Raw genomic sequence first — 21,741 nt, 5'->3', positions numbered from 1 at the left:
CCGCACGCGCGGCCTTATTCAGTAATTAATGGACATGAACGCCCAACCGCCAGGCAAAGTAGATCTCTTCTTTCAGCTCGCTTGAAGAGAGCGCGAGCAGGTCAGCAAATTCCAGCTCAAGCTGTTTCAGTTTTTTCAGGTACTGCGCCGGAGACAGGTTGCTTTTATCGCGACGTAAATATTCAATTGCCAGTTGGGATGGGGTTATTTCAGTATCCATAATGTCCTCGCTTATGTACAAATCCTGACCAGTATATCACAACGGATTGGCTAGTTTTTGACCAAAGGCAATTATTCAGGAAACTTTACACCACCGCCGTCGTCAGTCTGGACGAACAGCAGAGCCGATCCTGCTCGTCCAGAATCTCAATCTGCCAGACCTGATGACGGCTCCCCGCGTGCAGCGCGCGGCAGATCCCGCGCACTCGCCCGCTCCGCACTGAACGAATATGGTTAGCGTTGACCTCCAGCCCCACCACCTTCTGCTCGCCTTCGGTGCAGAGATAGCCCGCCACCGATCCCAGCGTTTCGGCCAGCACCACCGACGCGCCGCCGTGCAGCAGGCCAAACGGCTGATGCGTGCGGCTGTCGACCGGCATGGTGGCTTCCAGCTCGTTCTCGCCAATGCGCGTAAACTGGATGTCCAGCAGGCCGACCATATTCCCCTCGCCCATCGCGTTGAGCGCCTGGAGCGTCACTTCACGTTTCCAGATCATCCGATAATCTCCAGCAGAGCCTGTAACGGATGGCGAACGCCGTTACCTTCGACGCGCTTCACCTGGCTGCGGCACGAGTAGCCGGTCGCCAGACAGCGGTTTTTCGGCAGACGCTGCATTGCCTGCTGCCACGACAGCGCGTAAATCCCAAGCGAGTTGGCGTGGTTTTTCACCTCATGCCCGTAGGTGCCCGCCATGCCGCAGCACCCGACGCTCACGCTCTCAAGCTTCGCGCCAAAGCGCGCGAAAATAGCGGCCCACTGCGCCGGGGCGCCGGGCAGCGCGGACACTTCGGTACAGTGACCAAACAGATACCAGGACTCGCCGCTCACCTCGGCAGAGGCGGTTTTTTGCAGCGCCGCGGGCAGCCATTCGTGAACCAGCATGACGTGGAACTCCCCGCGTTTGTCGCCGAGCGTCTGCTTATACTCGTCGCGATAGCAGAGCACCAGCGCCGGATCGACGCCCACCATCGGCATTCCCAGCGTCGCCACGCGGTTGAGGAAGTCAGAGGTTTTCTGCGCGGTCTTCGCAAAGCGGTTCAGGAAGCCTTTAATGTGCTGCGCCTTGCCGTTTGGCGAGAAAGGCAGCACCACCGGCTGATAATCGAGCTTCTCGGCCAGCCGCACAAAGTCGGCCACCACCTGCGCGTCGTAGTAGCTGGTAAACGGATCCTGTACCACCAGCACCACCCTGGCTTTTTGCTCCGGGCTGAGCGCCTCAAGCTGTTCCAGGGTCATATTGGCAGAGCGGTGCCCCACCAGCTGGCGCTGTAGCGACGGCGTGGAGAGCAGCGGCAAATCCACCATGCCGATATGTTTTTCGGAAAGCTTGCGCACCAGCGGCTGGTTAATAAAGAAGTTGAAGGTTTTCGGCGCGCGGGCCATGAGCGGCGCATAGGTTTCTACCGTCGCCACCAGATGATCGCGCACCGGGCGCAGGTAGCGGGTGTGGTAAAGCTGCAAGAACCGCGAGCGGAATTCCGGCACGTCGATTTTAATCGGACACTGGGTCGAACAGGCTTTACAGGCCAGACAGCCGGACATCGCCTCTTTCACCTCGTGGGAGAAATCATACTCGCCTTTACGGGAGTGCCAGCTGTTGCGGGTGCGCTCAATCAGGTTGCGCAGGCTGGCCCCTTTTTTCGGCAGCTCGTTTTCCAGCGTCAGGGGATCGACCCCGCGATCCGCCAGCAGGCGCAGCCATTCGCGCACCAGGGTGGCGCGCCCTTTCGGAGAGTGAATGCGGTTGCTGGTGATTTTCATCGACGGGCACATCGGGCTTTTAGCATCGAAGTTAAAGCACAGCCCGTTGCCGTTACACTCCATCGCGCCGCGCCAGGAGGCACGCACCGCAATCGGGATCTGACGATCGTAGGTGCCGCGCTTGACGGCATCGACGCGCAGCATCGGCGCGTCTACGCCTTCCGGCGGGCAGATTTTGCCGGGGTTAAGACGGTTGTCCGGGTCGAAGGCCGCTTTGATTTTGCGCAGCTCGCTAAACAGCTGCTCGCCGAAAAAGGCCGGGCTGTATTCGGCGCGGAAGCCTTTGCCGTGCTCGCCCCACAGCAGGCCGCCGTATTTGGCGGTTAACGCCACCACGTCGTCGGAGATCTGCTTCATCAGGATCTCCTGCTGCGGATCGCACATGTCCAGCGCCGGGCGCACGTGCAGCACGCCCGCGTCGACGTGGCCAAACATGCCGTAGCTCAGGCCGTGGCTGTCGAGCAGCGCGCGGAACTCGACGATGTAATCCGCCAGATGCTCCGGCGGCACGCAGGTATCTTCGGCAAACGGGATCGGCTTGGCGGCGCCTTTGGCGTTACCGAGCAGCCCGACCGCTTTTTTACGCATCGCGTAGATACGCTCAATGCCGGAGAGATCGTTACAAAGCTGCCAGCCAATCACGCCGCCCTCGCCCGCGGCAATCAGCTCGTCCAGACGCCGGCAGAGGCTGGAGACCTGGCCTTCAATCAGCTGTTCGTCATCCCCGGCAAATTCCACGATATTCAGGCCGAGCATCTCTTTGTCCGGCACGTCGGTGATCAGCTCGCTGACGGAGTGCCAGACGATATCTTCACGCGCCAGGTTCAGCACCTTCGAGTCGACGGTTTCTACCGACAGCGCGCGGGCCTCGACCATAAACGGCGCATTGCGCAGCGCGGAGTCGAACGAGTTGTATTTCACGTTCACCAGACGGCGCACCTTCGGCAGGCGGGTAATATCTAGCCGCGCCTCGGTAATAAAGGCGAGCGTGCCTTCGGATCCGGTCAGGATGCGGGTTAAGTCGAACTCGCTCATGTCGTCGTTAAACACGTGGCGCAGATCGTACCCGGTCAGGAAGCGGTTCAGCTTCGGGAACTTATCGATAATCAGCTCGCGATTGTCCCGGCAGCGTTCCAGCACGGTGCGATAAATTCGCCCGCTGGCGGTGCTCTCTTTGCCCAGCGTTTCCGCCAGCGCAACCGGCATCGGGCGGGTGTCGAGGATATCCCCACCGAGCAGCACCGCGCGCACGCCCAGCACGTGATCGGAGGTTTTACCGTAGACCAGCGAGCCCTGGCCGGAGGCGTCGGTGTTGATCATCCCGCCAATGGTCGCGCGGTTGCTGGTGGACAGCTCCGGCGCAAAGAAGTAGCCGAAGGGTTTGAGGTACTGATTGAGCTGATCTTTGATCACCCCCGCTTCGACGCGCACCCACCCCTCTTCAGGGTTGATCTCGATGATGCGGTTCATATAGCGGGACATATCGATGATGATGCCCTGATTCAGGGCCTGGCCGTTGGTGCCCGTCCCCCCGCCGCGCGGGGTGAAGATCAGGGAGGTGAAACGCTCCTGCCCGGCCAGACGGGAAATCAGCGCCACGTCGGCGGTCGAGCGTGGGAAAACGACGGCATCGGGAAGAAGCTGGTAGATACTGTTATCGGTCGCCATCGTCAGCCTGTCGGCGTAGTTGGTGGCGGTATCACCCGTAAAACCCTGTTGCTCCAGTGCCTGCAAAAAATTGAGCACCAGCTGAACCACGCCGGGTGCCTGAGAAATTTGTGGGATCATGGGGGTCGACCCTAATTAGCGTTATGGAAATCGTTTGCGTTGTGTCACAACTTTTTATCACATTTTTTTCTTATGTGCTCTGGTGAATTACAGGCACAATCCGCCTGTTAAAATCGCTGAAATCACTAATGATTAGAGAGTCGCGGTTTACGTTCTCGCCAGCCCGCCTGGCGTCTGTTTAAGGAAAGTGTCGCTTATGGTCAATCTTCGTCAGCCCAGGGATGTTGCGCAAATTCTGCTGTCGGTGCTGTTTTTAGCCCTCATGATTATTGCGTGTCTGTGGATTGTTCAGCCTTTCGTGCTCGGCTTTGCGTGGGCCGCCACCGTGGTGGTCGCCACCTGGCCTCTGCTTTTACGTTTGCAGCGTCTGCTGTTTGGCCGCCGCGGGCTGGCCGTTCTGGTCATGACCCTGCTGCTGTTTTTGCTGTTTATCATCCCGATTGCCCTGCTGGTCAATAGCCTGGTGGACTCCAGCGGGCCGGTGATCCGTGCGGTCACCAGCGGGGATATGACGCTGCCGGATCTCGCCTGGCTGAACAGCATTCCGCTGGTTGGCTCAAAGCTCTACAGCGGCTGGCACGGCCTGCTGGAGATGGGCGGCAGCGCGCTGATGGCGAAGGTGCGTCCGTATATCGGCACCACGACGACGTGGTTTGTCGGGCAGGCGGCGCACATTGGCCGCTTTATGATGCACTGCGGCCTGATGCTGCTCTTTAGCGCCCTGCTCTACTGGCGCGGCGAGCAGGTCGCCCTCGGGGTTCGTCACTTCGCTACCCGCCTGGCGGGCCTTCGCGGCGATGCCGCCGTGCTGCTGGCGGCGCAGGCGGTGCGCGCGGTGGCGCTGGGCGTGGTCGTGACCGCGCTGGTGCAGGCGGTACTCGGCGGCATCGGCCTTGCCATCTCCGGCGTGCCTTACGCCACGGTCTTTACCGTGGTGATGCTGATGACCTGTCTGGCCCAGCTTGGCCCGCTGCTGGTGCTGGTTCCGGCCATCATCTGGCTTTACTGGAGCGGCGACACCACCTGGGGCACCGTGCTGCTGGTGTGGAGCTGCGTGGTGGGGACGATGGATAACGTCATCCGCCCGATCCTCATCCGCATGGGCGCAGACCTGCCGCTGATCCTGATCCTCTCCGGCGTAATCGGCGGCCTGATTGCCTTCGGGATGATTGGCCTGTTTATCGGCCCGGTGCTGCTCGCGGTCACCTGGCGTCTGTTCTCCGCGTGGGTGCATGAAGTGCCGCCTCCGGCGACCGATCCGGATCAGATCCTGAGCGAGCTGGAAGAGCTGGAAGATAAGAACAAGCAGTAAGACGGGTTGCCGGGTGGTGACGTGCCGCCCGGCGATACTTAAGCAACTCTAAACTATTTACTCTCTACACACTGGTCTGACCCGCTGTTTCTGCCCTCCACACCCGTTTCATCTCTAAAAATCTTTACAGGTTTTTAACTATTGAGATGAATCCGATCGACGCAAAAATTCACAGTGCCTATGATTACATCACGGTTATAAATCAACACCTTGGTTTATAAGCATGGAAATCCCCTGAGTGAAACAACGAATTGCTGTGTGTAGTCTTTGCCCATCTCCCACGATGGGCTTTTTTTTGTCCTGATTATCCTGCGTTCACCTCGCAGGCGCTCATCATCCGCCACGTCTCAGGCAGAACCCGCGTTTCCCCGGTTACCGTCACCGTCGCCACGCCGCGAATATCCGCAGACGAGGTACCGACCTGAAGCTCAAACTCGCCCGGCTCGACGATGCGCCTGCCGTCGCGGCGCGTGAAGTTGAACATGTCGACCGGCAGCGTGAAGGTAAGCCGCGCGGTTTCCCCCGGGGACAGCGTAACCCGCTGGAAGGCTTTCAGTTCCTGAAGCGGTCGCACCTGGCTTGCCACCTTATCGCGCACGTAGACCTGCACCACCTCGCTGCCGCTGCGCTCGCCGCCGTTGGTCACGTCCACGCTCAGGACAACCTCGCCGGTGATCTCCACCTGCTCTGCCGCCAGCGTCGGTGCGCCGAGCGCAAGCGTGCTCCAGCCCAGCCCAAATCCGAACGGGTAGCGCGCGCCAAAGTGGAAGGCGAACGGCGTGCCGCCGCTTTTGAGCTTGTGGTTGTAGTAAAACGGCATCGCCCCGGCGCTTTTTGGCACGCTCACCACCAGCCGGCCCTGCGGCTCGGCGCGGCCCGTCAGCACATCTGCAATCGCCCAGCCGCCCTCCTGACCCGGCGCCCACGCCAGCACAAAGGCGGCGATCTTCTCCTCCAGCCCTTGCAGGTTGTAGGGGCGACCGCCCGTCATCACCACAATCACCGGTTTACCGGTCTCAACCAGCGCTTCCAGCAGCTGCTGCTGCACACCCGGCAGGTTCAGGGAGTCGGTATCCGAACCCTCCCCCACGGTGCCGCTCTGGAACAGCCCGGCCAGATCGCCCACGCAGGCGATAACCACGTCGCTCTCCTGCGCCGCGCGCACCGCATCGGGGATCAGAGAGGTATCGCGCGACACCGGGGATTCCTGCATCGGCTTGCCGCCGCTGTCGCCCGGGAAGACCGGCGCGCCCGCCAGCCGTTTTTCGATGATGTGACACCCTTTGGCGTAACGCACCTGAGAGGTGCCAAGATAGTGCTCCAGCGCCGCGCGCGGGGTGGTGACCTGCGCGGTTTCGTCCACCATATCGCTGATGATCAGGTGTACCGGGAAGCTATACCCGCTTAAGAGCGCCAGCGGATCGTCCGCCGTTGGCCCCACCAGCGCCACGCGCGGTTTACCGCCGAGCGGCAGGATGCCGTTATTTTCCAGCAGCACGATCGAGCGGGTCGCCACCTCGCGCGCCACCTGACGGGTGTCGTCATTTTGCAGATCGACGGCGCTTTCATCGGCATACGGCTTTTCGAACAGCCCGAGGCGGAACTTCTCCGCCAGCACGCGCCCGACAATCTCATCCACTTTCGCCATTGAAATCAGCTCGCGCTCCACGGCCTCGGCAAGGTGGCGCGCGCAGTCGTCTTTTGGCAGCTCCACGTCCAGCCCCGCGTTAAAGGCCAGCGCAGCGGATTCGGCGGCGTCGTGGGAAACACCGTGATGCTGATGCAGCAGGCTCACGCCGCCGTAGTCGGCGACGATAATGCCGTCAAAGCCCCACCGTTCACGCAGCAGCGTCGTCAGCAGGAAGCTATCGCTGTGGCCCGGCTGGTTGTCGATGTCGTGATAGGCGGGCATCACCGAGCCCGCGTGGGCGAGCTTCACCGCCATTTCGAACGGCAGCAGGAAGGTATCGTTAAGCTCGCTGAACCCCAGATGCACCGGGGCATGGTTACGCGCCCCTTCGCTAAAGGAGTGGCCGACGTAGTGTTTTAAGGTCGCCAGCAGATCGCGTTTTTCGCCCTGCAATCCGTCGACGTAGGCGCAGGCCATCACCCCCACCAGCCAGGGATCTTCGCCGAACGTCTCTTCGGTGCGCCCCCAGCGAACGTCCCGCGAAACGTCCAGCACCGGGGCCAGCCCCTGCTGGCAGCCCACCGAACGCGCCTCGTCACCGATGTGCTGCGCCGCGCGTTTCACCAGTTCAGGATCCCAGGTGGAGCCGTAGTTGAGCGACGACGGGAACAGGGTGGCGTCTTTACACAGCAGCCCCACCAGACACTCCTCGTGGAACAGCGCCGGGATCCCCAGCCGCGTCTCTTCCATCATCATGCGTTGCAGGCGATTGGCCGCGCGCACGCCGGTGCAGGCCTCGACGATATGCGTGCCCAGCGGGCGGGTGATCTGCCCCACTCCCAGCTTCAGCCGTTCGCTCAGTTCGGCCTGCTCGCTGACCCCGGCAAACTCATCGCTCAGATCGGTGCGTTCCCGGTGGGCGCCCCGTTCGTCGAGGATCAGCCAGTAGCCGTGCATCTGGGCAAATTTTTCCTCCGGCGTCATGCGCGCCAGTAAATCCGCCATGCGTTCCGGTATGGAACGATCCGCATCCTTATAAAGTGCCGTCATAATTTACTCCTTGATGACATGTTGAAGTGCCGGACTCAGTGCCTCAGCGTCGGGACGGGCTGCGCGCTTGCTGGCAAGCTCGCGGGCAAGGGTGTCAACCAGTCGGCTGTTGAGTTTGTAAACGGAGAGCAGCGCCACCATGCAGAGGAACAGGGCGCAGGGGATCAGCGTGAACAGGGCGTTGATGGTCGACAGCACGTGCGGGGCCTGAACGGCCTGGCCCGGTGCGTAATCCACCATGCCGAGCACCCAGCCCACGACCGCCCCGCCCAGCGCAAGGCCAAACTTGATGGCAAACAGCGCGGTAGAGAACACCAGCCCGTCGAGGCGACGCCCGCTGCGGTGCTCTTCGTAATCCACCACGTCAGAGAACATGGTCCATTGCAGCGGCGTGGTCAGGTTCTGAATAAAGCTAAAGACCATATTGAGGCCGAATATCAGCCATACCTGGGACGGCGGCAGGAAGAAAATAAGCCCGCCAAATATCACAAAGGTGATAATCGTCCACTGGTAGGCGCGCACGCGGTCGAATTTCCCCAATAACCGCTCGGATAATAATGCCCCGCTAAGGGAGGCCACCATTCCGGAGACAATAAAGGCAAAAACCAGCTCCGGGCGCAGCAGAACATAGTTCACGTAATACATCGTGGCGGAGCCGCGCGTGACCACGGCGGTGAGAAGCAAAATATTAAACACAAAAACAATTCGCCACTGACTATTCCCCGCCAGGCGTTTTAAATCGGTAATCATCGAGCCGGAGGTATCGCTGCGCGGAGAATAACGCTCGCGGGTCATCAGGAAACAGCAGAAGAATAAGACGATGCCTAACAGCCCCATTAAGCTCATGGCGTAGAAATAGCCTTTTTGCACGTTGCCATCGCCCAGTTTCGCCACCAGCGGCAGCGCAATCACGGTGACAATCAGGCCGCCGATAAACGACAGCCCAAAGCGCCAGGACTGCAACGAATGGCGCTCGCGCGGGTCGAGGGTCAGCGCGCCCGGCATGGCGCAGTAAGGCACGTTAATGGCCGAATAGATCAGGCTCAGAATGGTGTAGGTCACGCAGGCGTAGATGATTTTCGCCGTGGCGCCCACCTCAGGAACATAAAAGGTGATCAGGCAGCTTGCCCCGAAGGGAATGGCGAACCACAGCAGCCAGGGGCGAAAACGGCCGTGGCGGGTCTGGGTGCGATCCACCAGCGCGCCGATACAGGGATCGACGAACGCATCCACCACGCGAACCACTAAAAACATGGTTCCCATTATTGCCGCAGGCAGACCAAATACATCCGTATAGAAATAGGCCAGAAATAAGGTCGCGGTTTGCCAGACCAGCGCGCTGGCCATATCACCCAATCCATAACCTATTTTATCTTTGGTACGTAAGACAGGAGAGATGTTCATTTTTATGGGCCTTTTATCAGGTTAAAACGTATTTCAACCAGCTGCGCAACGTCGGGAAAATGCGCGGTGAGGCTCAAGTATTAGCAACGGTTTGCGGGCTAACAATTGTCTAAATTAACAGACAAATTACGATATTTGGTTTTTTGTCCTAATTGTGACGGGGAGCATGTCGGCGGGAAATAAAAAAAGGCGAGGATATTATCCCCGCCTTATTAACGCGCATTAGAATCTGCTTATTTGTTCAGTTCTGCCAGGCTCAGCCAGGTTTGCACCACGGTGTCCGGGTTCAGGGAGAGACTATCGATCCCCTCTTCCATCAGCCAGGCGGCAAAGTCTTCATGGTCGGACGGGCCCTGACCGCAGATCCCGACGTATTTGCCCTGTTTCTTCGCCGCGCGGATGGACATCGACAGCAGCGCTTTCACCGCCTCGTTACGCTCATCGAACAGCTCGGAGACCACGCCCGAGTCGCGATCCAGCCCCAGCGCCAGCTGCGTCATATCGTTTGAACCGATAGAGAAGCCGTCGAAGTGTTCCAGGAACTGCTCGGCCAGCAGGGCGTTGGACGGGATTTCGCACATCATGATGATCTTCAGCCCGTTCTCGCCGCGCTTCAGCCCCTGACGCGCCAGCTCGTCGACCACCGCTTTGGCCTGATCCACGGTACGCACGAACGGGATCATGATCTCAACGTTGGTCAGCCCCATGTCGTTACGCACGCGTTTCACCGCCTCACACTCCAGCGCGAAGCAGTCGCGGAAGCTTTCGGACACGTAACGACCCGCGCCGCGGAAGCCCAGCATCGGGTTCTCTTCTTCCGGCTCGTAGCGCTCGCCGCCCACCAGGTTAGCGTATTCGTTCGATTTGAAGTCCGACAGGCGCACGATCACGCGTTTCGGGTAGAACGCCGCGCCGAGCGTCGCGATCCCTTCGGTCAGACGGCCTACGTAGAACTCTCTCGGCGAGTCGTAGCCCTTCATCATCTCGCGAATTTCGTTTTGCAGCTTCGCGTCCTGATCGTCAAACTCCAGCAGCGCGCGCGGGTGAACGCCGATCATACGGTTGATGATGAACTCCAGACGCGCCAGGCCCACGCCTTCGTTAGGCAGGCAGGCGAAGTCAAACGCCCTGTCCGGGTTACCGACGTTCATCATGATCTTCAGCGGCAGATCCGGCATGGTGTCCACGCTGGAGCTTTTCACGCTGAAGTCGAGAATCTCGGCGTACACGTAGCCGGTATCCCCTTCCGCACACGAGACCGTCACGTTTTCGTCGTCTTTCATGCGCTCGGTGGCGTCGCCGCAGCCGACGACCGCCGGGATCCCCAGCTCACGGGCGATGATCGCCGCGTGACAGGTACGCCCGCCGCGGTTGGTGACGATAGCGGCGGCCTTCTTCATGATCGGCTCCCAGTCCGGGTCGGTCATGTCGGTGACCAGCACGTCACCCGGCTGAATGCGGTTCATCTCGCTGATGTCGTGGATGACCTTCACCGGGCCCGCGCCGATGCGGTGACCGATGGCGCGGCCTTCGGCAACCACTTTGCCCTGGGCGTGCAGCGTGTAGCGTTCCATTACCTGGCCGCGCGAACGCACGGTTTCCGGACGCGCCTGCACGATAAACAGCTTGCCGGTGTGGCCGTCTTTGGCCCATTCGATATCCATCGGACGGCCATAGTGTTTCTCAATCTGCACGGCCTGCTTCGCCAGCTCCTGCACTTCCTTGTCGGTCAACGAGAAGCGGTCGCGCTGCTCCTGCGGCACATCTTCAATCTTGACCTGCTTGCCGTGCTCCTGGGTCGGCGCGTAAATCATGCGGATCTTCTTCGACCCCATGGTACGGCGCACGATGGACGGACGGTTCGCCGCCAGGGTTGGCTTGTGAACGTAGAATTCGTCAGGGTTAACGGCCCCCTGCACCACCATTTCACCCAGACCCCAGGCGGAGGTGATAAACACCACCTGATCGAAGCCGGATTCAGTATCGATGGAGAACATCACGCCGGACGATCCCACGTCGGAACGCACCATGCGCTGAATACCCGCAGAGAGCGCCACGCCGCGGTGGTCATAGCCCTGATGCACGCGATAGGAAATGGCGCGGTCGTTAAACAGGGAGGCGAAAACGTGCTTCACCGCCACCAGCACCGCGTCATAGCCCTGAACGTTCAGGAAGGTTTCCTGCTGTCCGGCGAAGGACGCGTCGGGCATATCTTCGGCGGTAGCAGAGGAACGCACGGCAAAAGAGGCCTGGGCATCGTCAGCCGACAGCTGGTTGTAAGCATCGTGAATCGCTTTTTCCAGCTCCGGCTGGAAAGGTGTGTCGATGATCCACTGGCGGATTTGCGCCCCGGCTTTGGCAAGCTCGGCGACGTCATCAATATCCGTTTTGTCCAGCAGTTCGTAAATGCGCTGGTTTACACCGCTCTGGTCGAGAAAGAGCTCAAACGCTTCGGCGGTCGTGGCAAACCCGTTCGGTACGGAAACACCCATACCGGACAGATTAGTAATCATTTCACCCAGGGAGGCATTTTTGCCCCCAACTCTGTCTACATCATTCATGCCGAGTTGGTTATACCAAAGCACCAGCGGTGACGAGCCATTGTTGGACATCGAAACAATCCTTTTGTGATATTTGAACGGAATTAAGAAACACCTTAATGCGGAATTATCCTCGCACACTTGTTCTGATGAAAAAAACGGTGAATCGTGTAAGCAACTTTATTTTTTAATTTTTAGGACACTTTCCCGTCACTCGCTAAGCCAATGATTCCAATGGATTCCCACAAAAACCTTCGGTTTATACCGTATTTTCAAAAATTGAAATCCACTTTTCATTAAAATTAAAAATAGCGTTTCATTAATAATTCAGACGATTTACGCCCTGTTGTATTTTACTTTTTTAATTTATGCTTTCAGGCAATTAGGTACGATATTCAGGGTGAACAAAATGGATAATGCTGTCGATCGCCACGTTTTTTATATTTCTGATGGAACGGCAATAACCGCCGAAGTGCTGGGCCACGCGGTGATGTCGCAATTCCCGGTCTCCATCAACAGCATCACGCTGCCGTTTGTGGAAAACGAGAGCCGCGCGAAGGCGGTGCGGGATCAAATTGACGCCATTTTCCAGCAGACGGGCGTGCGCCCTTTAGTCTTCTACTCCATCGTGATCCCGGAAATTCGCACCATTATTTTGCAAAGTGAGGGCTTTTGTCAGGATATCGTGCAGGCGCTGGTCGCCCCGCTGCAAAGCGAACTGAAGCTCGATCCCACGCCTGTCGCCCACCGCACCCACGGCCTGAACCCCGGCAACCTGCTCAAGTACGACGCGCGTATCGCGGCGATTGATTACACCCTCGCCCACGACGACGGCATCTCTCTGCGCAATCTCGATCAGGCGCAGGTGATTTTGCTCGGCGTGTCGCGCTGCGGCAAAACCCCCACCAGCCTCTATCTGGCGATGCAGTTTGGCATTCGCGCGGCCAACTACCCCTTTATTGCCGACGACATGGATAACCTGGTGCTGCCCGCCGCGCTCAAGCCGCTCCAGCACAAGCTTTTCGGGCTGACCATCAACCCGGAACGGCTGGCGGCAATCCGCGAAGAGCGCCGGGAAAACAGCCGCTACGCCTCGATGCGCCAGTGCCGGATGGAGGTCGCCGAAGTCGAAGCCCTGTACCGTAAAAACCAGATCCCCTTCCTCAACAGTACCAATTTCTCGGTAGAGGAAATTGCCACAAAAATTCTCGACATCATGGGACTGAATCGTCGCATGTACTAATATGCTAGTACATTAATCCAGATTCGGGTATCATCCTGACCATCCTCGGGGCGGCGTCGCCCCGAACTTGAAATCAGCAGGGATTGGTTTAAGGTGATGCCCATCACTTCCCGGTAGTCTGCCGATGAAGCAAAAATTTTCTGAGATATCCCATGAATAAAACCGACGAACTTCGCACCGCGCGTATTGAAAGCCTGATTACCCCGGCTGAGCTGGCGCTGCGTCATCCTGTCTCCGCACGCGTCGCGGAACACGTCACGGCCTCCCGCCGCCGTATTGAAAAAATCCTGAACGGTGAAGATCGCCGCCTGCTGGTGATTATCGGCCCGTGCTCGATTCACGATCTGGACGCGGCGATGGACTATGCCAAACGCCTCCAGGTACTGCGCGACAAACACCAGCATCGCCTGGAAATCGTGATGCGCACCTACTTTGAAAAACCGCGCACCGTGGTGGGCTGGAAAGGGCTGATCTCCGACCCGGACCTGAACGGCAGCTACCGCGTGAACCACGGCATTGAGCTGGCGCGCAAGCTGCTGTTGCAGGTGAACGAGCTGGGCGTGCCGACCGCCACCGAGTTCCTGGATATGGTGACCGGACAGTTTATCGCCGACCTCATCAGCTGGGGCGCGATTGGCGCGCGTACCACCGAAAGCCAGATCCACCGGGAAATGGCCTCGGCCCTCTCCTGCCCGGTTGGGTTTAAGAACGGCACCGACGGCAACACCCGAATCGCGGTGGATGCAATCCGCGCCTCCCGCGCCAGCCACATGTTCCTCTCGCCGGATAAAAACGGCTCGATGACCATCTACCAGACCAGCGGCAACCCGTACGGCCATATCATTATGCGCGGCGGTAAAAAGCCGAACTATCACGCCGAGGACATTGCCGCCGCCTGCGAAACCCTCTCCGAGTTCGACCTGCCGGAGCATCTGGTGATCGACTTCAGCCACGGCAACTGCCAGAAGCAGCACCGCCGCCAGCTGGACGTGTGCGATGAGGTGTGTCAGCAGATCCGCAGCGGCTCCACCGCCGTCGCCGGGATCATGGCGGAAAGCTTTATCAAAGAAGGCACCCAGAAAGTGGTGGCCGGACAGCCGATTGTGTACGGCCAGTCGATTACCGATCCGTGCCTGAGCTGGGAAGACAGCGAGCTGCTGTTAGAGAAGCTGGCCGCAGCGGTGGACACGCGGTTTTAAAGAATAGCGGGGTGGCGCTCCATGCCCTTCTCCCTCTCCCCGTGGGAGAGGGCCGGGGTGAGGGCATCAAACCGCACCTTCCCCCCAAATTTGATCCCGTCACAATATTTTCACAAAAACGCTTGCCGTGAATTTGCAGTTTATTGATAATGATTATCATTGTTACATTGATTGTCATTTGTAAACATTATGTCACCTGTAAATAACTCTGACGCAACGCCTTTAGCGACACACACAGCGCCATCCCCCACCTCCGGCGACCGCCGTATTGACAGCAAAACGCTGCTGGGCGACGAGGGGCGGGTGATTATCGAGCATGACGGTCAGCAGTATCTGCTGCGCCAGACCCATGCCGGAAAACTGATTCTGACTAAATAAATTACACCTAAAATTACGCCAGCCACCCAGGTGATCCCCAGGCAGCCAGCGCTTTCGATTCTTAATGGAGAGTTGCTATGCCACACCTGCATTCCGCGTCTTTGCGTCCCTCACTCCTGGCGCTGGCGATTGTCAGCACCCTGCCGGGCGCCGCGCTTGCTGCCGCAGAGGATATTACCGTCACCGCCACGGGCAACGCCCGCAGCGCCTTCGAAGCCCCGATGATGGTCAGCGTCATCGACGCTACCACCCCGGAAAACCAGACCGCCAGCTCGGCGGCAGACCTGCTGCGTAAAGTGCCGGGCCTGACGCTGGACGGCACGGGCCGCACCAACGGCCAGGACATCAACCTGCGCGGTTACGATCGTCGCGGCGTGCTGGTGCTGGTGGACGGCATTCGCCAGGGCACCGACACCGGGCACCTCAACAGCACTTTCCTCGACCCGGCGCTGATCAAGCGCATCGAAGTGGTACGCGGCCCCTCTGCCCTGCTCTACGGCAGCGGCGCGCTCGGCGGGGTGATTTCTTACGATACGGCGGACGCCGCCGACCTGCTGGAGCCGGGCAAAAACAGCGGCTACCGCGTGTTTGGCACGGGCGCAACGGGCGATCATAGCATCGGCATGGGCGCCAGCGCCTTTGGCCGCACTGACACGCTCGACGGCCTGGTCTCCTGGTCGAGCCGCGATCGCGGGGACATTCGCCAGAGCAACGGCACCCGCGCGCCGAACGATGAATCCATCAACAATATGCTGGCGAAAGGCAGCTGGAAAATCGACGCCGCCCAGACCCTGAGCGGCTCTCTGCGCTACTACAACAACGCCGCGCAGGAGCCGAAAAACCCGCAGACGCCGGACGCGAGCGACAGCAGCAACCCGATGACCGACCGCTCCACCATTCAGCGCGATGCGCAGCTCGGCTACAGCATCGCGCCGCAAGGCAACGACTGGCTCAACGCGGAGGCCAAAATCTACTGGTCCGAAGCGCGCATTAACGCCCAGAACCTCGATAACGCCGGCGAGTTCCGCAAGCAGACTACCAAAGGTGGCAAAGTGGAGAACCGCACGCGCCTGTTCAGCGACTCCTTTGCCTCGCACCTGCTGACCTACGGCGGCGAGTACTACCGCCAGGAGCAAAATCCGGGCGGGGTCACCACCGGCTTCCCGGACGCGAAAATCGACTTCAGCTCCGGCTGGTTACAGGATGAGATCACCCTGCGCGATCTGCCGGTCACCCTGCTCGGCGGCACGCGCTACGATAACTATCGCGGCAGTAGCGAAGGCTATGACGACGTGGACGCCGACAAATGGTCATCCCGCGCCGGGCTCACCGTCAGCCCGACCGACTGGCTGATGCTGTTTGGCTCCTACGCGCAGGCCTTCCGCGCCCCGACCATGGGCGAGATGTACAACGACGCGAAGCACTTCTCCATCGGCAGCTTCTACACTAACTACTGGGTGCCCAACCCGAACCTGCGCCCGGAAACCAACAAAACCCAGGAGTACGGATTCGGCCTGCGCTTTGACGACCTGATGCTCACCAACGATGCGCTGGAGTTCAAAGCCAGCTACTTCGATACCAAAGCCAAAGACTACATCTCCACCACCGTCGATTTTGCGGCGGCGACCACCATGTCCTATAACGTTCCTGATGCCAAAATCTGGGGCTGGGACGTGATGGCGAAATACACCGCCGATTTGTTCAGCCTGGACATGGCCTACAACCGCACGCGCGGCAAAGATACCGACACCGGGGAGTACATCTCCAGCATCAATCCGGACACCGTCACCAGCAAGCTGGACATCCCGGTGGCGGCCAGCGGCTTCTCCGTGGGCTGGATCGGCACCTTCGCCGATCGCTCCACCCACGTCAGCAGCAGCTACAGCAAACAGCCGGGCTACGCGGTCAACGATTTCTACGTCAGCTACAAAGGCCAGCAGCAGCTTAAAGGCGTGACCACCACGCTGGTGCTGGGCAACGTCTTCGACAAAGCGTACTGGTCACCGCAGGGCATTCCGCAGGATGGCCGTAACGGCAAGATTTTTGTGAGTTATCAGTGGTAATCCCCTCGCCCCGGTTCGCCGGGGCCATTATTCGAAAGGAACAGACAATGAATCACTACACACGCTGGCTTGAGCTTAAAGAAGAACATCCGGGAAAATACGCGCGCGATATCGCGGGCCTGATGGGCATCAGCGAAGCGGAACTCACCTTCGCGCGCGTGGGGCACGACGCCTGGCGGCTGCACGGCGACATCCGCGAGATCCTGGGCGCATTAGAAGCAGTGGGCGAAACCAAATGCATCTGCCGCAACGAGTACGCCGTTCATGAACAGGTCGGCGCGTTCACCCATCAGCACCTCAACGGCCACGCCGGGCTGGTGCTGAACCCGCGCGCGCTCGACCTGCGTCTGTTCCTCAACCAGTGGGCCAGCGTGTTCCACATCAGCGAAGCCACCGCGCGCGGCGAGCGCCAGAGCATTCAGTTCTTCGACCATCAGGGCGATGCGCTGCTGAAGGTCTACGCCACCGACAGCACCGACGTTTCCGCCTGGGGCGATGTTCTCACCCGCTTTATGTTTGCCGATAACCCGCCGCTGGCGCTGACAGCGGCAGAGGCGCCGGTTCATGCGGTCAATCCCGACGCCACCACGCTGGACAGCGAATGGCGCGCCATGACCGACGTGCATCAGTTCTTCTCGTTGCTGAAACGCCACAACCTCTCCCGCCAGCAGGCCTTCCGCCTGGTGGGTGACGATCTGGCCTGTCAGGTCGATAGCTCCGCGCTGGCGCAGCTGCTGGACACGGCGCGTCAGGACGGCAACGAGATCATGATCTTCGTCGGCAACCGCGGCTGCGTGCAGATCTTCACCGGCGCGATCGAAAAACTGGTGCCGATGAAGGGCTGGCTGAATATCTTCAATTCCAGCTTCACCCTGCACCTGCTGGAAGAGAGCATCGCTGAAGCCTGGGTCACCCGCAAACCGACCGCCGACGGCCACGTCACCAGCCTGGAGCTGTTTGCCGCCGACGGCACGCAGATCGTGCAGCTGTACGGCCAGCGCAGCGAAGGCGAACCTGAACAGAGCCAGTGGCGCAGCCAGATTGACGCCCTGACGCCAAACGGGCTGGCAGCATGAAGTGGCTCGCCCTGCTCTGCGCCCTTCCCCTGACGGCCTTCGCCGCCGCACCGGAGCGCGTCGTCACGCTGGGCGGCGACGTCACCGAGATTGTCTATGCGCTGAAGGCGCAGTCCTCTCTGGTGGCACGCGACAGCACCAGCCAGTCTCCGCAGGCGGTGAACGCCCTGCCGGACGTGGGCTATCTGCGCCAGCTTAACGCCGAGGGCATTCTCTCCGTTCGCCCGACGCTGGTGCTGGCGAGCGCCCAGGCGCAGCCGTCCCTCGCCTTAAAGCAGGTTGAGCAAAGCAGGGTAAAGGTGGTGACCGTGCCGGGCAGTAACGATCTCAGCGTGATTGACGAGAAGGTCAGGGTCATTGCCGACGCGCTGCACCAGCAGGCCGAGGGCGACAAACTGCGCCAGTCCTTGCGCAAGGAACTGAATGCCCTGCCGTCGACTGCGCTCAACAAACGGGTGCTGTTTATCCTCAATCACGGCGGGATGACCGCGATGGCCGCCGGGCAGCAGACCGGGGCCGACGCGGCGATCCGGGCGGCGGGCTTGCAGAATGCGATGCAGGGGTTCACCCGCTATCAGCCGCTTTCGCAGGAAGGGGTGATTGCCAGCCAGCCGGATCTGGTGGTGATCTCCCAGGACGGCATAAAGGCCCTCGGCGGTGAGAATAACCTCTGGTCGCTGCCGGGGCTTGCGCAAACCCCGGCGGGACGCAGCAGGCAGGTGCTTGCCGTTGACGATATGGCGCTGCTCGGCTTTAGCGTGCGTACCCCGCAGGCGATTTTGCAGCTGCGCGCCAAAGCGGAGCAGCTGCCCTGATGTCCCGCAGAATTGCCCTGTCGCTCGGCGTTTTGTCCGCCGCGCTGCTGGTGATGACCCTGCTGGCAACCGGCTTTGGCGCCATGCGTCTTCCGGTAAGCCTGCTGTGGAGCCACGCCGATGACGCGCTGCGCCAGATCTGGTTCACGATTCGCCTGCCCCGCGTGCTGCTGGCGCTGGTGATTGGCGGATCGCTGGCGCTGGCGGGCTGCGTGATGCAGGGGCTGTTTCGCAACCCGCTCGCCGATCCGGGACTGCTTGGGATCAGCAGCGGCGCGGCGCTGGCGGTGGCACTGTGGGTGGTGCTGCCGCTTACGCTGCCCGCGCTGGCGATGCTTTACGCCCCGATGCTGGCGGCGTTTCTCGGCGCGCTGGCGGCAACCGTGGCGATCTTCCTGCTCAGCCAGCAGCGCGGCAGCTCGCTCTCGCGCCTGCTGCTGGTAGGGATTGCCATTAACGCCCTGTGCGGCGCAGCGGTTGGCGTGCTCTCGTGGCTCAGCAACGACGCCCAGCTTCGCCAGCTTTCACTTTGGGGCATGGGCAGCCTCGGGCAGGCGCAGTGGTCGACGCTGCTGGCGGTGACCTCGCTGATGGTGCCCACCGTCTGGGTGATATGGCGGCTGGCGACAGCGCTCAACCTGCTCCAGCTCGGCGAAGAGGAGGCGCACTATCTCGGCGTTGATGTGAAGGGCGTGCAGCGGATATTGCTGCTGTGCAGCGCGCTGCTGGTGGCGGCGGCCGTTGCCGTCAGCGGCGTGATTGGCTTTATCGGGCTGGTGGTGCCGCACCTGATGCGCATGTGGCTCGGGGCCGATCACCGGGCGGTGGTGCCCGGGTCGGTCCTCGCCGGTGCCGCCCTGCTGCTGGTCGCGGACACCGTGGCGCGCACGCTGGTTGCCCCGGCGGAGATGCCCGTGGGTCTGCTGACCAGCATTCTGGGCGCGCCCTGGTTCCTGTGGCTTATTTTTCGTCGTGGAGGCCAGCATGGCTGAAGGCTACCGCGCAGAACGCCTCACCTGCCGGGTGGGGCAGCGCACCCTTATCAACGACGTGTCCCTTTCGCTCTCGTCGGGCGAACTGGTGGCGCTGATTGGCCCGAACGGGGCCGGAAAATCCACCCTGCTGCGCCTGCTGACGGGCTATCTCAAGCCGACAAGCGGCACCTGCCTGCTGGCGGATAAACCCTTAGGCGAGTGGCACCCGGAACAGCTTTCCCGACGCCGGGCGGTGATGCGCCAGCACACGCAGCTGGGGTTTGACTGGCCGGTGGAGGCGGTGATCGGGATGGGTCGCGCCCCGTGGGCAGCGCGCCCCGAAAGCGCGGTGATACACGAAGTCATGCAGATCACCGGCTGTTTACCGCTGGCCGGACGACGGTTTGCCGCCCTGTCCGGCGGCGAGCAGCAGCGGGTACAGCTGGCCCGCGCGCTGGCGCAGCTGTGGCGCGAGGGTGCGCCGGGCGGCTGGCTGTTTCTCGATGAACCGACCTCGGCGCTGGATCTCTACCACCAGCAACATCTGCTGCGCCTGCTGAAAAGCCTGACGCGAGAAGGGAACCTGCACGTCTGCGTGGTGCTGCACGATCTGAATCTCGCCGCGCTGTGGGCGGATCGCATCCTGCTGCTGCACGACGGTCGGATTGTATCCCACGGCGCGCCGGAGCAGGTGTTGCAGGCCGACGCGCTGGCGCGCTGGTACGGCGCGCAGGTTCACGTCGGCCAGCATCCGCTCCACGCCGCCCCGCAGGTGTTTCTCGCCCCCTAGCTCGAGCAGCTGACCTCCAGCCGCTTGCCCCAGTCCGGCGGGCGGCTGACGTAATCATCGTCCCGGTCGGCAAACGGCGTGCGCAGCGCGGTATGCAGGCGGTGCAGCTCGTCGTATTCGCCCTTCTCGGCCTGCTCAATCGCCCGCTGTGCCAGCCAGTTACGCAGCACCATTGCCGGGTTTGCCGCATTCATCTGCGCCTGACGTTCGTCATCCGCCACGCCCTCGCGCTGTAACCGCTCGCGGTAGCCCTGGAACCAGTCGTCAAAGGCCTGACGGTCGATAAACTCGTCGCGCAGCGGGGAAGCGCTGCTGTGCTGCTCCGTCTGGCCCAGCATGCGGAAGGTGCGGGTATAATCGCTGCCCTCGCGCGCCATCAGCGCAAACAGGCCGTTAAGAATGTCGTTATCGCCCTTCTCCTGGGTTAACAGCCCGAGCTTACCGCGCATCAGGGTGCCGTATTCGCGCAGCAGAACCTCCTGGTAGCTGTCCAGCGCGTCGTTGAGGGCATCCACGTCGACAAACGGTGACAGGGTTTGTGCCAGACGCTGAAGATTCCACAGCCCGACGGCCGGCTGGTTGTCAAAGCTGTAGCGCCCCTGATAGTCAGAGTGGTTGCAGATATAGCCCGGCTGGTAATCGTCCAGGAAACCAAACGGGCCGTAGTCGAAGGTCAGCCCCAGAATCGACATGTTATCGGTGTTCATCACGCCGTGGGCAAAGCCAACGCTCTGCCAGCGGGCAATCATCGACGCGGTGCGGGCGACCACGTCGCGGAACCAGAGGCGATATTTATCGGCCTCATCCTGAAGCGCGGGCCAGTGGTGGCGAATGGCGAAGTCGGCAAGCTGGCGCACCTTGTCCGGCTCGCGGCGATAATAGAAATGCTCGAAATGGCCAAAGCGCAGGTGGCTTTGCGCGATGCGCATCAGCATCGCCCCCTGCTCCATCGTTTCACGCGCGACGGGCGTATCGCTGGTCACAATGGAAAGCGCCCGGGAGGTGGGGATCCCCAGCGCGTGCATCGCTTCGGACGCCAGGCTTTCACGAATGGTGGAGCGCAGCACCGCGCGCCCGTCGCCCATACGCGAATACGGCGTCAGACCCGCCCCTTTGAGGTGCCAGTCGACGGTATCTCCGTCGGGAAGCTGCTGTTCGCCAAGCAAGATCCCCCTGCCGTCCCCCAGCTGACCCGCCCAGACGCCAAACTGGTGCCCGCTGTAGACCTGCGCCAGAGGGATCATGCCGGGAAGCAGCGCTTCGCCGCCCCAGACGCCCGCGCCATTCGCAGGCTGGAATAAGTCAGGCGGAACGCCAAGCGCATCGGCCAGCGGTGCGTTGTGCCAGACAAGGCGAGCATTCTGTAACGGTGTGGGATTCAGCGCGGTATAAAAGCCGGGCAGTTCGTCGTGCCAGTGTGCGGTAAAAGACAGGGTCATAGGTCCTCCTGCCTTAAGTGTAGAGGGTTTAGCGGAGGTTAAACACGGGCGAAAACAAG

The 21,741-nt window shown here is 60.8% G+C and carries 16 protein-coding genes and 1 other RNA gene; 10 read left to right on the top strand and 7 right to left on the bottom strand.

Annotated elements, in window-relative coordinates:
• Positions 1-25: 25 nt before the first annotated feature.
• The 3 genes from ACSVHP_RS00605 to ydiJ form a co-directional block, all read right to left on the bottom strand.
• Positions 26-220 (bottom strand): YdiH family protein, encoded by a 195-nt coding sequence (locus ACSVHP_RS00605; protein ID WP_234673652.1) that lies wholly within the window; start codon positions 218-220, stop codon positions 26-28.
• Between the two features lie 85 nt (positions 221-305).
• Positions 306-716 carry a 1,4-dihydroxy-2-naphthoyl-CoA hydrolase gene (menI, locus tag ACSVHP_RS00600; RefSeq protein ID WP_417313029.1) on the bottom strand — a complete coding sequence of 137 codons (411 nt, stop codon included), beginning with the start codon at positions 714-716 and terminating at the stop codon, positions 306-308.
• On the bottom strand, positions 713-3,769 hold the full coding sequence (gene ydiJ, locus ACSVHP_RS00595) for a D-2-hydroxyglutarate dehydrogenase YdiJ (protein ID WP_447550628.1): 3,057 nt from the start codon (positions 3,767-3,769) through the stop codon (positions 713-715). The genes menI and ydiJ overlap by 4 nt, the downstream gene beginning before the upstream one ends.
• Before the next feature lie 196 nt (positions 3,770-3,965).
• Between ydiJ and ydiK the strand changes: the two genes are divergently transcribed.
• Together ydiK and rprA are read left to right on the top strand one after the other, a co-directional pair.
• Positions 3,966-5,081 carry an AI-2E family transporter YdiK gene (gene ydiK / locus ACSVHP_RS00590; RefSeq protein ID WP_447550627.1) on the top strand — a complete coding sequence of 372 codons (1,116 nt, stop codon included), beginning with the start codon at positions 3,966-3,968 and terminating at the stop codon, positions 5,079-5,081.
• 191 nt (positions 5,082-5,272) lie between these two features.
• Positions 5,273-5,380, top strand: an RNA gene (gene rprA, locus ACSVHP_RS00585) — antisense sRNA RprA.
• 5 nt (positions 5,381-5,385) lie between these two features.
• On the opposite strand, the gene ACSVHP_RS00580 is transcribed toward rprA, so the two are convergent.
• From ACSVHP_RS00580 to ppsA, 3 genes are all read right to left on the bottom strand, one after another.
• Positions 5,386-7,761 (bottom strand): glycoside hydrolase family 3 N-terminal domain-containing protein, encoded by a 2,376-nt coding sequence (locus ACSVHP_RS00580; protein ID WP_447550626.1) that lies wholly within the window; start codon positions 7,759-7,761, stop codon positions 5,386-5,388.
• 3 nt (positions 7,762-7,764) lie between these two features.
• A complete protein-coding gene (locus ACSVHP_RS00575) occupies positions 7,765-9,165 on the bottom strand; it encodes an MFS transporter (RefSeq protein WP_447550625.1) in 1,401 nt (466 codons plus the stop codon).
• Between the two features lie 233 nt (positions 9,166-9,398).
• A complete protein-coding gene (gene ppsA, locus ACSVHP_RS00570) occupies positions 9,399-11,777 on the bottom strand; it encodes a phosphoenolpyruvate synthase (RefSeq protein WP_447550624.1) in 2,379 nt (792 codons plus the stop codon).
• A 337-nt stretch (positions 11,778-12,114) separates the two neighbouring features.
• Between ppsA and ppsR the strand changes: the two genes are divergently transcribed.
• The 8 genes from ppsR (at position 12,115) to ACSVHP_RS00530 (ending at position 20,243) form a co-directional block, all read left to right on the top strand.
• A complete protein-coding gene (gene ppsR / locus ACSVHP_RS00565; protein WP_234673659.1) occupies positions 12,115-12,948 on the top strand; it encodes a posphoenolpyruvate synthetase regulatory kinase/phosphorylase PpsR in 834 nt (277 codons plus the stop codon).
• A 152-nt stretch (positions 12,949-13,100) separates the two neighbouring features.
• Positions 13,101-14,147 (top strand): 3-deoxy-7-phosphoheptulonate synthase AroH, encoded by a 1,047-nt coding sequence (gene aroH, locus ACSVHP_RS00560; RefSeq protein ID WP_447550623.1) that lies wholly within the window; start codon positions 13,101-13,103, stop codon positions 14,145-14,147.
• A 189-nt stretch (positions 14,148-14,336) separates the two neighbouring features.
• Positions 14,337-14,525, top strand: a complete 189-nt coding sequence (gene hemP / locus ACSVHP_RS00555; RefSeq protein WP_234673661.1) for a hemin uptake protein HemP — start codon at positions 14,337-14,339, stop codon at positions 14,523-14,525.
• A 77-nt stretch (positions 14,526-14,602) separates the two neighbouring features.
• Positions 14,603-16,588: a TonB-dependent hemoglobin/transferrin/lactoferrin family receptor gene (locus tag ACSVHP_RS00550; protein WP_447550622.1), complete on the top strand. Its 1,986-nt coding sequence runs from the start codon at positions 14,603-14,605 to the stop codon at positions 16,586-16,588.
• 47 nt (positions 16,589-16,635) lie between these two features.
• Positions 16,636-17,664, top strand: coding sequence for a hemin-degrading factor (locus tag ACSVHP_RS00545; protein WP_447550621.1), 1,029 nt, complete (start codon positions 16,636-16,638; stop codon positions 17,662-17,664).
• Complete coding sequence (locus tag ACSVHP_RS00540; RefSeq protein WP_447550620.1) at positions 17,661-18,479, top strand: heme/hemin ABC transporter substrate-binding protein; 819 nt, start codon at positions 17,661-17,663, stop codon at positions 18,477-18,479. Before ACSVHP_RS00545 ends, ACSVHP_RS00540 begins: the two co-directional genes overlap by 4 nt.
• Positions 18,479-19,471, top strand: coding sequence for a FecCD family ABC transporter permease (locus ACSVHP_RS00535; protein ID WP_447550619.1), 993 nt, complete (start codon positions 18,479-18,481; stop codon positions 19,469-19,471). Before ACSVHP_RS00540 ends, ACSVHP_RS00535 begins: the two co-directional genes overlap by 1 nt.
• A complete protein-coding gene (locus tag ACSVHP_RS00530) occupies positions 19,464-20,243 on the top strand; it encodes a heme ABC transporter ATP-binding protein (protein ID WP_447550618.1) in 780 nt (259 codons plus the stop codon). The genes ACSVHP_RS00535 and ACSVHP_RS00530 overlap by 8 nt, the downstream gene beginning before the upstream one ends.
• On the opposite strand, the gene selO is transcribed toward ACSVHP_RS00530, so the two are convergent.
• Complete coding sequence (gene selO / locus ACSVHP_RS00525; protein ID WP_447550617.1) at positions 20,240-21,682, bottom strand: protein adenylyltransferase SelO; 1,443 nt, start codon at positions 21,680-21,682, stop codon at positions 20,240-20,242. The two genes, ACSVHP_RS00530 and selO, sit on opposite strands and share 4 nt — an antisense overlap.
• Between the last annotated feature and the right edge of the window lie 59 nt (positions 21,683-21,741).

This window comes from Enterobacter sp. 186315 (assembly GCF_053290175.1).
This window is presented reverse-complemented; position numbering and strand designations above follow the sequence as displayed.